The organism is Burkholderia sp. 9775_39, assembly GCF_015712225.1.
GTDB lineage: Bacteria > Pseudomonadota > Gammaproteobacteria > Burkholderiales > Burkholderiaceae > Burkholderia > Burkholderia cenocepacia.
This window is the reverse complement of the sequence record NZ_JACCQC010000009.1, coordinates 51497-63378: the sequence shown is the minus strand read 5'-3', so window position 1 is coordinate 63378 and position 11882 is coordinate 51497. Positions and strand designations below refer to the sequence as shown.

The following is an 11882-nucleotide window of genomic DNA, read 5'->3' as shown; positions in this document are numbered from 1 at the left end:
CTGCTCAACCCTTCGCGATGTCGGCGAGCACGCCGGCCAGCACGGCCGGCTGCGACACGAACGGCGAGTGGCTGCTGTCGAGCTGGTGCACGTGGGTCGGGTTGCCGGGTGCGAACGCGTCGGCTTCGTCGATGAAGCGCTGCTGCAGCGCGGGCAGGATCACGCGATCCTGCAGGCACTTGATGTAGTGACGGTCGAGCGCGCCCCAACGGGCGGCGGTCGTCGGGATCGCGGTCGCGAACGGCGCGGCCGGCACGTCGCAGCTCATCAGGTTCGCGACCGCATCGAAATCGGCCTGCGGCACGTCTTCGTACAGCGCGCGCTTCATCAGTTCGCGATATGCGGCGTCGCCGCTGTGCGGATCGACGCGCAGCGCACCAGCCACACGCGGGCTCGCGAGCATCAGGGGGCCGAGCAGCTCGCCCTGGTTTTCCGGCGCGCGCACGTAGTCGAGGCCCGGCACGCCCGACGCGGGCATGAACGCCGCGAGATAGACGATCTTCGCGATCTTCTCCGGCGCGCGTTCGGCGGCCGCCGTGATCGCGAGGCCGCCCATGCTGTGCCCGACCAGCACGACCTTGCCGCGGCCGAGCGCGTACGCGTCGTCGACGGCCTGCATCACCTGCGTCGCGTATTCGTCGAGCGTGGTGTTCGCGACCGGCGACGGCTCGGCGCCGAACGCGTCCTGGTCGAGCGGCCGGGCGAGATACGACGCGGGAAAGCGGGCATGGATGCCGTGCGCGGGCAGGTCGCGCGCGATCGACAGGTAACCGCGCGCGGCCAGCGCGGCCGCGACGTGGGCGTAGCACCACGCGCCATGCCACGCGCCGTGCACGAGCACGAAAACGGGATGATCGGCCTGCGGGGTGGTGGTGTCGTGCGTCTCCATGGTGTCCGTATTTTTTGCGGGAAAGGTGTCATCTTAGACGAACCGGCCGGCATCGAGACGCGATCGCGCGGCGCGTTTCGATGCCGGCAACGATCCGTCCCTTTGTGTCGCGCAGGCCACATTTCGTCGGATCCGATTTGAATTTGTGCCGAAGCGCGCTAATTTGTTGCTTTACCTGCGATTGCGCCCCATGAACGTCGACTATCTCTTCTATCGGAAGCCGAACAAACCCGGCCCCTATTCGCTCGACGATCTGGGCGACATCGCGCCGCCGATCGGCCCGGGCGACCTGGTGCGGGCGGGCATCGCGCGCGTGTTCGAGCAGATCGACTGGCAGGAATCGCCCGACGTGCCGGGCGCGTGGTTCGGCACCGGCGGCGCGGTTTTCCAGTTCACCGCCGAGCCCGACGGCCGCGTGACGAGCTTCATGGGCTCGCGCCTCGAGCGCCGCTCGATGCTGCAGCTCACGCGCGAAATGGGACTCATCGCGCTCGATCTGCAGCGCGACATCGTCTACGGCTGACGCACCGCGCGGCGCCGGTTCGCCCAGGCCGGCTGTGCGGGCCTCCCGACAGCGCTGAACGCCCCGCCAGACAGGGCGCGTGTCCGCCATCGAACTTCAAAGATTGCTATACTTTCGGCCAATTCCGGCTTCCGGCCGGTAATTTGTGCCTGTCTGCGTCGATCGTTCGCATATCTCGCACGCATTCGACGCCCTGACCATCCCAGCCGGGCATGGCTTCTTCAATCGCCCCGCGTGGGTGTCTCCGTGGAGCTCGTCTTGGCCGTTTCCCATTCCGTCGTGGACGAACAAGAAACCGACGCCGCTGCCGTCACATCGGGCAGTTCTTTCTATCTGGCGATGCGCATCCTGCCGGCCGTGCAGCGCGATGCGATGTTCCAGGTCTACGCGTTTTGCCGCGCGGTCGACGACATCGCCGACAGCGACCTGCCGCGCGCCGAGCGCAACGCGGGCCTCGATCGCTGGCGCGCGGACATCGACGCATGCTTCGCCGGCCGCCCGCCGCGTCACCTGGCCGCGCTCGATCGCGAGATCCGCGCGTTCAACCTGCAGCGCGACGATTTCCACGCGATGATCGACGGGATGGCGATGGACGCGGCGGAAGACATCTGCGCGCCCGACGAGCCGACGCTCGACCTCTTCTGCGATCGCGTCGCGAGCGCGGCCGGCCGGCTGTCGGTGAGGATTTTCGGGATGCCGGAAGCCGAAGGGATCACGCTGTCGCACCACCTCGGCCGCGCGCTGCAACTGACGAACATCCTGCGCGACATCGACGACGACGCGGCGATCAACCGCTGCTACCTGCCGCGCGAACTGCTGGCGCGCGAAGGCATCGCGATCACCGATCCGGCGACGATCGTGCGCGATCCGGCGCTGCCGCGCGTGTGCGCGACGCTCGTCGAGCGCGCGCTCGAGCACTTCCGCCAGGCCGACGCGGTGATGGATACCTGCCCGCGTGCGCAGGTGAAGGCGCCGCGCATCATGTCGGGCGCGTATCGCTGCATTCTCGAGGCCGCGATCGCACGCGGCTTTGCCGCGCCGCGCGCCCCGCTGCGCAAGCCGAAGGCGCGCATGCTGATGATCGCCGCGCGCTACGCGCTGTTCTGAGTCGACCGACGCGATGCCCAGGACCGTCCATGTGATCGGCGCAGGACTCGCGGGCTTGTCGGCCGCGGTCGAGCTGCAACGGCGCGGGCGGCGCATCGTGCTGCACGATGCGCATGCGCACGCCGGCGGCCGCTGCCGGTCGTGGTTCGACGGGACGCTGAACACGACGCTCGACAGCGGGCTGCACACGGTTTTCGCGGGACAGCCGGCGACGCAGCGCTACCTGCGCGCGATCGGCGCGGCCGATCAGCTCGCCGGGCCCGCGCTGGCTGAATTCCCGGTGATGGACATCGCGTCGCAACAGCGCTGGACGCTGCGCTTCGGCAACGGCCGCTGGCCGTCGTGGCTGTTCGATGCCGCGTCGCGCGCGCCGGGCACGACGCCGCTCGACTACCTCGCGCTTGCGCCGCTCGCGCTCGCCCGCACGGGCCGCTCGCTCGCGCAGACGATGCGATGCGACGGCGTGCTGTGGGATCGCTGGCTGCGGCCGTACTTCCTCGGGGTACTGAATATCGAGCCGCGCCACGCGAGCGCCGAGCTCGCGCGCGCCGCGCTGTGCGGCACGTTCGCCGCGGGCGGCCTCGGCTGCCGTCCGCGCGTCGCGCGCCGCGGGCTCGGCAGCGCGTTCGTCGAACCGGCGCTGCGGATGCTGCAGTACGGCGGCGCGCAGATCCGCCTGAATTCGCGGCTCGACGCGTTCGAGTTCGGCGCGCACGGCAATGCGGTCGATGCGGTGTCGATCGGCGGCGAGCGCATCGATCTCGCGCCGGGCGACGCGGTCGTGCTGGCCGTGCCGCCCGAGGTCGCGCAGCCGCTCGTGCCGGAACTCGCCGCGCCCGACACGTTCAGCGCGGTCGTGACCGCGTATTTCGCGGTCGAAGCGTCGGCCGGCCATCCGCTGCAGACGACCGTCGTCAACGGCGTCGTCGATGCGGTGCGGAGCGGCGATGGCCAGCTCGCGGCGACGATCCGCGATGCGGGCCGCTGGCTCGACATGCCGCGCGACACGCTCGCGCGGCGCATCTGGGAAGACGTCGCGCGCGTGACCGGCGCGAACCCGGAAACCATCCCCGCGTGGCAGCTCGTCGTCGAGCCGCGCGCGGGCTTTGCGGCGGTGCCGTCGCAGGAAATGAAACGTCCGGCCGTGCGTACGCGCTGGACCAATCTTGTACTGGCGGGCGACTGGATTGCCACCGGCTTGCCCGCCACGATCGAGGGCGCGATCCGTTCCGGCCAGCTGGCCGCGGACGTGCTCCAGACGCAATAAAGAGAGGGACCGATGAACGATCTCACCGAAATGGCTACCTTGTCCGCCGGCGCCGTGCCGGCCGGCGTCGACGCGGCCGTCGCGCGGGCGACCGACGCGCTGCTGGCCGCGCAGCAAGCGGACGGCCACTGGGTCTACGAACTCGAGGCGGATTCGACGATTCCCGCCGAATACGTGCTGCTCGTCCACTATCTTGGCGAGACGCCGAACCTCGAGCTCGAACAGAAGATCGGCAAGTATCTGCGCCGCATCCAGCAGGCCGACGGCGGCTGGCCGCTGTTCACCGACGGTGCGCCGAACATCAGCGCGAGCGTGAAGGCCTACTTCGCGCTGAAGGTGATCGGCGACGACGAGAATGCCGAGCACATGCAGCGCGCGCGCCGCGCGATCCACGCGATGGGCGGCGCCGAGATGTCGAACGTGTTCACGCGCATCCAGCTCGCGCTGTACGGTGCGATTCCGTGGCGCGCGGTGCCGATGATGCCGGTCGAGATCATGCTGCTGCCGCAGTGGTTCCCGTTCCACCTGTCGAAGGTGTCGTACTGGGCGCGCACCGTGATCGTGCCGCTGCTCGTGCTGAACGCGAAGCGACCGCTTGCGAAGAACCCGCGCGGCGTGCGCATCGACGAGCTGTTCATCGACCCACCGGTCAACGCCGGGCTGCTGCCGCGCCAGGGGCATCAGAGCCCGGGCTGGTTCGCGTTCTTCCGCGTGGTCGACCATGCGCTGCGCGCGGTCGACGGGCTGTTCCCGAGTTACACGCGCGAACGCGCGATCCGCCAGGCCGTGTCGTTCGTCGACGAGCGCCTGAACGGCGAGGACGGCCTCGGTGCGATCTATCCGGCGATGGCCAACTCGGTGATGATGTACGCCGCGCTCGGCTATGCGGAAGATCATCCGAACCGCGCGATCGCGCGCAAGTCGGTCGAGAAGCTGCTCGTCGTGCACGACGATGAAGCGTATTGCCAGCCGTGCCTGTCGCCGGTGTGGGACACGTCGCTCGCCGCGCATGCGCTGCTCGAAACGGGCGATGCGCGTGCGCAGGAAGCCGTGCTGCGCGGCCTCGAATGGCTGCGCCCGCTGCAGATCCTCGACGTGCGCGGCGACTGGATCTCGCGCCGCCCGAACGTGCGGCCCGGCGGCTGGGCGTTCCAGTACGCGAACGCGCACTACCCGGACGTCGACGATACGGCCGTGGTCGTGATGGCGATGGATCGCGCGCAAAAGCTCACGCAATCGGACACGTATCGCGAATCGATGGCGCGGGCGCGCGAATGGGTCGTCGGCATGCAGAGCAGCGACGGCGGCTGGGGCGCGTTCGAACCGGAAAACACGCAGTACTACCTGAACAACATCCCGTTCTCCGATCACGGCGCGCTGCTCGATCCGCCGACGGCCGACGTGTCGGGGCGCTGCCTGTCGATGCTGTCGCAGCTCGGCGAGACGCCGCTGAACAGCGAGCCGGCCCGCCGCGCGCTCGACTACATGCTGAAGGAACAGGAGCCGGACGGCAGCTGGTACGGCCGCTGGGGGATGAACTACGTGTACGGCACGTGGACCGCGCTGTGCTCGCTGAACGCGGCCGGCCTGACGCCGGACGACCCGCGCATGAAGCGCGGTGCGCAGTGGCTGCTGTCGATCCAGAACAAGGACGGCGGCTGGGGCGAGGACGGCGACAGCTACAAGCTGAACTACCGCGGTTACGAGCAGGCGCCGAGCACGGCGTCGCAGACAGCCTGGGCGCTGCTCGGCCTGATGGCGGCCGGCGAAGTGAACAACCCGGCCGTGGCGCGCGGCGTCGACTACCTGGTTGCCCAGCAGAACGAAGAAGGTCTGTGGGACGAGACGCGCTTCACCGCGACGGGCTTCCCGCGCGTGTTCTACCTGCGCTACCACGGCTATCGCAAGTTCTTCCCGCTGTGGGCGCTCGCGCGCTACCGCAACCTGAAGCGCGCGAACGCGACGCGCGTGACGGTCGGGATGTAACGCGTGGCGACGACGCAGCACAACGGCGCATTGCCCGTCATCGCGGTGACCGGGATGGCGTTCGAGGCGCGCATCGCGCGCGGTGACGGCGTCGAAGCGGTGTTCGCCGCGCGGGCCGACCGGCTCGAGCGCGCGCTCGCCGATGCGACCGCGCACGGTTGCGCGGGTATCGTGAGCTTCGGCACGGCGGGCGGCCTCGCGCCCGATCTCGCGCCCGGTGCGCTCGTGATCGCGAACGCGATCGACGGGCCGTTCGGCCGCGTGGAGACCGATGCGGGCTGGAGCGCGCGGCTCGTCGCCGCGCTGCAAGACACGCCGGTGTGGGCGCGCGTCACGCGCGGCACGATGGCGGCCGTCGGCGCGCCGGTCGTCAGCGAACAGGACAAGGCGTCGCTGCATCACGCGAAGGGCGCGCTGGCCGTCGACATGGAGTCGCACATCGCGGCGGCCTTCGCGGCCGCGCGCGGCGTGCCGTTCGCGGTGTGCCGCGCGATCGTCGATCCGGCGTGGCGCACGCTGCCGCGTGCGGCGACGGCCGGCCTGCGCGACGACGGCAGCACGGCGATCCTGCCGATCCTGCGCGAACTGCTGAAGCAGCCGTCGCAGCTCGGCCCGCTGCTGCAGGTCGCGAGCGACGCGCGCGCGGCGCGCACGACGCTGATCCAGGCCCGGCACGCGTTCGAGCGGGCGGGCGCGATGCGGATCGTTTGAGCGGCGCGCGCCGATTTTTCTCCCCTCTTCGCGTTTTGCGCGGACAAAAAAAGAGCGCTGCATGATGCAGCGCGCTTTGTTCTTGCGCGGTCGCCGTGGTCGCGTTACTGCGCGGCCGGATTGCTCGCGGGCAGCGTCGGCATCGCCGGCGCGATCGGCGCGCCGTTGGCGGCCGGCGCCGTCGTGGCGCCCGACGATGCCGGGACCGATGCAGCCGCCGGCGCGCTCGCGGGCATCGCACTATCCGCACCCGGATCGTCGTACTGCGGCAATCCCGGCGCGGCCGGTGCGTTGTTCGGCGTGGCGCCCGATGCGCCGCCCGACTCGCCCGGATCCTCGTAGTTCGGCAAGCCGCCTGGCATGGTCGGCGTAGCCGCCGGCACCGCGCCTGCTTCACCCGGCTCCGCATAGTTCGGCGCAGCGGCCGATGCCGACTGGCCGTGGTACGTGAGCGACTTGCGCTGCTGCAGGTACGCGTCGCGCACGAACGAATACGGATCGAGCGCGGCCTGCTTCAGCAGGTCGGTCGCGCCGAGCAGGTCCGAACGCGCGCTGATGAACTGCGCGATGTACATCGGATTGCGCGCGGCCGGCTCGATGTAGTTCAGCAGGTTGAAGCGCACGTCCACCGCGCGGCCGACGCCGTCGCGGATCGTGCTTGGCCCGAACACGGGCAGCACGAGATACGGGCCGGACGGCATGCCCCAGCGCGCCATCGTCAGCCCGAAATCCTGGTGATGCTTCGGCAGCCCGGCCGGCGTCGCGATGTCGATCAGGCCGGCGACGCCGAACACCGAGTTCATCGCCACGCGCATCAGATCCTGCGTCGCATCGGTGATGCGCAACTGCAGCAGGTTGTTCGCCATGTTGCCGAGATCGCCGAGGTTCGAGAAGAAGTTGCTGATCGCGGTGCGTACCGGCGTCGGCGTGACTTTCTGGTAGCCCTTCGCGATCGGCTGGGCGATGTTCGTGTCGACCGTGTCGTTGAACTTGTACATCGCCCGGTTCATCGGCTCGAGCGGGTCGTTGGGATTGCGGTTCGGTCCCGTCGCGCAGCCGGTCAGCATCGCGCTGGCGGCGACGGTCGCCGCAATGATTCGCACCTTATTCATTGATTCCTTGCGATTGGTTCTTGGCGCGTTTGACGCGCGGTTTGCCCATCAGGACGGGCTGGAACACCACGGCGCCGATCAGCGTACAGGTCAGGGCCAGCGCGAGCAGCTTGCCCATGCTCGACGTGCCCGGATGATGCGACAGCCACAGGCTGCCGAAGGCGGTCGCCGTCGTCGCGGCGCTGAACAGCACGGCATGCGTGAGGCTCGAATGCAGCAGCCCCGTCTGTCCCGCGCGCCACGCCATCACGAAATACACCTTGAACGCGACGCCGACGCCGAGCATCAGCGGCAGCGCGATGATGTTCGCGAAGTTCAGCGACATGCCGAGCACGACGCACATCTCGAGCGTCACGATGCCCGACACGAGCAGCGGCACCAGCGTGCGCAGCACGTCGCCGAAGCGGCGCAACGTGACCCACAGCAGGATCGTGATCGAGATGATCGACCACAGCGCCGCATGCAGGAACGCGTTGATGATCGTGTCGGCCGAATGCAGGATCGAGATCGGCCCGCCGGTCGCGCCCGGTTCCGCGGCCTTCACGGCCTTGGCGAAACGGCGCAGCATCGTGTCGTCGTTCGGGTCGACGCCCTTCGGCACCTTCGGCGAGATCTGCACGAGCGCGTGGCCGTCCGGCGCGACCCAGTCGCGCACGACTTGCGGCGGCAGCGATTCGCGCGTGATGTCCTGCGGCTGCAGCAGCGAAGCGAGCTGGTCGAGCGCGATGCGCAGCGTATCGGAGAACGCGCGTTCGGCACGGTCGCGCGTCGCGCTGTCGGCGGCGGCGAGCTTCGCGAGCGACGCGGACAGGTGCTGCGCGGCGGCGGCGCCCGGGCCGGGGTGATCTTCGGCTGCATAGCTCAGCAGATCCGACACGCGCTTGAGCGCGGCCACGCGTTGCGCGTCGGTCGCGGGCGGCGCGGCCGGCTGCGTCAGCGCGGGCAGCAGCTCGCTCGCGGCCGCGGCGATCGCCGCGCGCTTGGCCGGCTGGTCGGCGGGGATGAAGGTCGACAGCGTGGTCGTGCGACCGACTTCGGGCAGCGCGTCGAGGCGCTTCGCGGCCGCATCGGCTTGCGCGAGCGACGGCGCGAGCAGCGTGACGTCGTTGACGGCGGCTTCCGGCGAATCCTTCAGCGCGAGCAGCGTCGCCATCGATTCGCTGTTCGGATCTTTCAGGTGCAGCGGGTTGAAGTCGAAATGCAGGAACGCGAGCAGTGGCAGCGCGCCGATCACGACCGCGAGCGTGCCGATCAGGATCGGCTTGCGGTGGCGATCGAGATAATCGTCGACCGGCGCGAGCCACGGAAAGCCCGGCGTCTTCGATTCGCCCGGCGGCGCGAACAGGCGCAGCAGCGCGGGCAGCAGCGTGAGCGTGGTCAGCAGCGCGACGAACATCCCGACGCCCGCGATCAGCCCGAGCTCGGACACGCCGCGATACGCGGTGGGGATGAACGAGAAGAAGCTCGCCGCGACGGCCGCGGTGGCCAGCGCGAGCGGCATGCCCATCGAGTGCGCGGCGCCGATCAGCGCGTGATCGATGCGCGAATCGCGGAAGCGTTCCTCGCGGTACTTCACGCCGTACTGGATCGAGAAATCGACGCCGAGGCCGACGAACAGCACCATGAACGCGACCGAGATCATGTTCAGCGAGCCGACCATCGCGAGGCCGAGCGCGGCCGTCACGACGAGGCCGACGAACAGCGTGACGAGCACCGAGCCGATCATCCGCTTCGAGCGCAGCGCGAGCCACAGGATCACGAGCACGGCGAGCAGCGTGAGCACGCCGTTGAGCGCGGCGCCGTCTTCGACCGACGCGAATTCGTCGTCGGCGAGCGGCTGTTCGCCGGTCAGGCGCACGGCCGCGCCGTAGCGCTTCTCGAGGTCGAGCGACCGGGCCGCGTCGCGGATCACCTGGCTCGTCGCCGCGCCGGCCTTCAGCGCGCCGTAGTTGACCACCGGCTGCACGGTGACGAACGCGCGCGCGGGCTGCCGCGCGGCATCGTTGTCGACCAGCGCGCGCCACGAGAACGCGGCCGGCTTGCCGGCCAGCACGTCGTCGACCGTCGCGGCGCTGCGAGCGAGCAGCTTCGCCATCGCGGGCAGCTTCACCTGGCCGGTCAGGAGCGGCTGGCCGAGCGTGGTGGACAGCGTGGTGGCGAGCCCGGTGAGGCTCGGGTTCTTCGCGAGTTCGTTGACGAGCGGGCGCGCGCTCGCGAGCTGCACGGTCGTATCGGTGACGTCCTGCGGCGACAGGAACAGCAGCCCGTTGTGCTCGAAGAACGGTCCGCCGCCCGGCTCGGCGACGGGGCCGATGCGGCCGGCGGCGGCGTCCTTCTGCAGCGCTTCGGTCAGCGCGTGCGCGGCGGCCGTCGCGAATTCGGGCGCGGGCGCCTCGACGACCGCGAGGATCGTGCCGTTGCGTTGTGGGAACGCCTTGTCGACGGCTTGCCCGAGCGCGGCCCATTGCGGCTCCGCATCGACGAGCTTGCTGATGTCGGTGTTGATCTTGAAATGCTGCGCGACGTAGACGCCGCTGAAGGCGGCGATGACGAGCGACAGGACGACGACCCAGACGGGGCGGCGCACCGACCACGCAACGAGTCGGACGATGAGAGATGTCACCATGTGGCGGTGGGGAGCGGCTGGCAAGGGCAAAGTAGCCAAGTATACCGGCGCGGGGCGGCGACGGTCGTGACGTTGGGGAGATTCGGGGCGGGAAGGATATTTGCTCGCGACGTTGGAATCGGATCGCGCGGCCGGTCCATTTGTATGGGGATATTTACATAATCGGCGCGGCGCTGCGCCGCCACGCCGCCACGCGCCTGTGACAAACGGCGCCGAAAGGTAACAGTCGGTCACCGGGCGGCAGCGGGGCGTCAGGCCCGGTATACTTTGCTCCACCGGCCGATGCAAAGAGCCGGCCGTTTTTTCCCATCGAGTGCGAAATTCGTATGAAACGTCATCTGTTTGCTTTCGTCGCGGCGGCCGCCGTGTCGGTTTCCGCTTTCGCGCAGAGCGCGCCGGTCGATATCGTCCGCACGGCGGTCGAGGGCACCGTCAACGCGATGAAGGCCGATCCGGCCGCGCGCGGCGGTGACATGGCGAAGGTCACGCAGGTCGTCGAGCAGCGCTTCCTGCCCGCGACCAACTTCGAGCGCACGACCCGCATCGCGGTCGGCGACGCGTGGAAGCAGGCCACGCCGCAACAGCAGCAGGAGCTGTACAAGCAGTTCCGGTTGCTGATGACGCGCACCTATGCCGCGTCGCTCGCGCAGCTCGGCGGCCAGGACGCGAAGTTCTCGTTCAAGGCCGGCGGCGCGTCGGGCGCCGATGCGCTGGTGCAGTCGACGGTGACGACGCCGGGCGACAGCCAGTCGGTCGGCTATCGTCTCGGCAAGGTCGGCAACGACTGGAAGATCTACGACATCGACATGTCGGGTGCGTGGCTGATCCAGGTCTACCAGGGCCAGTTCAAGAGCCAGCTCGCGACGGGCGGGATCGACGGCCTGATCGCGTATCTGCAGAAGCACAATTCGCGGACCAACTGACGACCGCTGCAAGGCTGCGGTCGGGATGGACGAAGGGCGCCCCCGGGCGCCCTTTTTTCATCGCGGCGCGTCGGCCGCGCGTCATGCGCCGACGCCGAGCATCCGCAGGCAATCGTCGACCACCGCATCGACGAACGCGGCGCGATCCGTTTGCGGCGCCGCGATGATGTGATCGGTCGCGCCGTGCACGCCGGCATAGATCAGCAGCGCGGTGACCTGCGGGTGCGCGAGCCGCCACGTGCCGGCCCGGGCGCCGCCGTCGAGAATCGCGCCGAGCTGCTCGAGGATCGCGTTCTTGTCGGCATTCTCGCGATCGTGGTGGTGATGGTTCGTGTAGACGATGTCGTGCGTGCGATAGGTCGCGGCGTAGACGTCGATGCTGGCGCGGATCCATGCGCGCAGGCGCGCGAGCCAGTCGTCGGCGTCGCACGCGTCCACCGCCTGCTGCAACTGATCGAGGAACGATGCGGTGTAGCGCTGCGCGAGCGCCGCGAGCATGTCGGTCTTCGATTCGAAGTAGTGATAGAACGTGCCCTTCGCGACCTGCGCGTGCTCGACGATCTCGCTGATGGTGGTCGCTTCGACGCCCTGCGCGAGGAACAGCGTCTCGGCCGCGGCCATCAGCTCCTCGAGGCGGACTTCCGCCGGCTTCGTGCGCGGCTTGCCCGCCGGCGCGTCGTCTTTCACTGTCCTGATCCCTGCCTTGGTCCTGTCCGTCATCGCGCGGCTCGACGCCCG

The 11882-nt window shown here is 69.4% G+C and carries 10 protein-coding genes; 6 read left to right on the top strand and 4 right to left on the bottom strand.

Annotation, left to right across the window (positions count from 1 at the left end; genetic code table 11):
* Positions 1-4 precede the first annotated feature (4 nt).
* Positions 5-889 (bottom strand): alpha/beta fold hydrolase, encoded by an 885-nt coding sequence (locus H0X90_RS14435; RefSeq protein WP_077189853.1) that lies wholly within the window; start codon positions 887-889, stop codon positions 5-7.
* 190 nt (positions 890-1079) lie between these two features.
* Between H0X90_RS14435 and H0X90_RS14430 the strand changes: the two genes are divergently transcribed.
* The 5 genes from H0X90_RS14430 to H0X90_RS14410 all read left to right on the top strand — a co-directional run bounded on the left by H0X90_RS14430 (position 1080) and on the right by H0X90_RS14410 (position 6483).
* Positions 1080-1412 (top strand): hypothetical protein, encoded by a 333-nt coding sequence (locus tag H0X90_RS14430; protein WP_006480205.1) that lies wholly within the window; start codon positions 1080-1082, stop codon positions 1410-1412.
* A gap of 258 nt (positions 1413-1670) precedes the next feature.
* Positions 1671-2519, top strand: a complete 849-nt coding sequence (gene hpnD / locus H0X90_RS14425) for a presqualene diphosphate synthase HpnD (protein WP_006485179.1) — start codon at positions 1671-1673, stop codon at positions 2517-2519.
* Between the two features lie 13 nt (positions 2520-2532).
* The gene (hpnE, locus tag H0X90_RS14420; RefSeq protein WP_058902453.1) at positions 2533-3786 is read left to right on the top strand and encodes a hydroxysqualene dehydroxylase HpnE; all 1254 of its coding nucleotides are present in this window, start codon (positions 2533-2535) and stop codon (positions 3784-3786) included.
* A gap of 12 nt (positions 3787-3798) precedes the next feature.
* Positions 3799-5772, top strand: coding sequence for a squalene--hopene cyclase (gene shc, locus H0X90_RS14415; RefSeq protein ID WP_006482092.1), 1974 nt, complete (start codon positions 3799-3801; stop codon positions 5770-5772).
* A 3-nt stretch (positions 5773-5775) separates the two neighbouring features.
* The gene (locus H0X90_RS14410) at positions 5776-6483 is read left to right on the top strand and encodes a phosphorylase (protein WP_006496236.1); all 708 of its coding nucleotides are present in this window, start codon (positions 5776-5778) and stop codon (positions 6481-6483) included.
* A 104-nt stretch (positions 6484-6587) separates the two neighbouring features.
* Here the strand turns inward: H0X90_RS14410 and H0X90_RS14405 are convergent, their stop codons facing one another.
* Positions 6588-7595 carry a VacJ family lipoprotein gene (locus H0X90_RS14405; RefSeq protein ID WP_034203112.1) on the bottom strand — a complete coding sequence of 336 codons (1008 nt, stop codon included), beginning with the start codon at positions 7593-7595 and terminating at the stop codon, positions 6588-6590.
* Positions 7588-10221 carry an MMPL family transporter gene (locus H0X90_RS14400; RefSeq protein ID WP_077189854.1) on the bottom strand — a complete coding sequence of 878 codons (2634 nt, stop codon included), beginning with the start codon at positions 10219-10221 and terminating at the stop codon, positions 7588-7590. Before H0X90_RS14400 ends, H0X90_RS14405 begins: the two co-directional genes overlap by 8 nt.
* Positions 10222-10547: 326 nt before the next feature.
* Between H0X90_RS14400 and H0X90_RS14395 the strand changes: the two genes are divergently transcribed.
* Positions 10548-11144: a phospholipid-binding protein MlaC gene (locus H0X90_RS14395; protein ID WP_006485934.1), complete on the top strand. Its 597-nt coding sequence runs from the start codon at positions 10548-10550 to the stop codon at positions 11142-11144.
* Positions 11145-11225: 81 nt separating this feature from the next.
* On the opposite strand, the gene H0X90_RS14390 is transcribed toward H0X90_RS14395, so the two are convergent.
* Positions 11226-11864 (bottom strand): TetR/AcrR family transcriptional regulator, encoded by a 639-nt coding sequence (locus tag H0X90_RS14390; RefSeq protein WP_077189855.1) that lies wholly within the window; start codon positions 11862-11864, stop codon positions 11226-11228.
* Positions 11865-11882 lie beyond the last annotated feature (18 nt).

Coding starts and splice junctions, on each gene's coding strand:
- hpnE (WP_058902453.1), top strand. CDS start 2,533: ATGCCCAGGACCGTCCATGTGATCGGCGCAGGACTCGCGGGCTTGTCG.
- H0X90_RS14395 (WP_006485934.1), top strand. CDS start 10,548: ATGAAACGTCATCTGTTTGCTTTCGTCGCGGCGGCCGCCGTGTCGGTT.
- H0X90_RS14430 (WP_006480205.1), top strand. CDS start 1,080: ATGAACGTCGACTATCTCTTCTATCGGAAGCCGAACAAACCCGGCCCC.
- shc (WP_006482092.1), top strand. CDS start 3,799: ATGAACGATCTCACCGAAATGGCTACCTTGTCCGCCGGCGCCGTGCCG.
- H0X90_RS14390 (WP_077189855.1), bottom strand. CDS start 11,864: ATGACGGACAGGACCAAGGCAGGGATCAGGACAGTGAAAGACGACGCG.
- H0X90_RS14435 (WP_077189853.1), bottom strand. CDS start 889: ATGGAGACGCACGACACCACCACCCCGCAGGCCGATCATCCCGTTTTC.
- H0X90_RS14400 (WP_077189854.1), bottom strand. CDS start 10,221: ATGGTGACATCTCTCATCGTCCGACTCGTTGCGTGGTCGGTGCGCCGC.
- H0X90_RS14405 (WP_034203112.1), bottom strand. CDS start 7,595: ATGAATAAGGTGCGAATCATTGCGGCGACCGTCGCCGCCAGCGCGATG.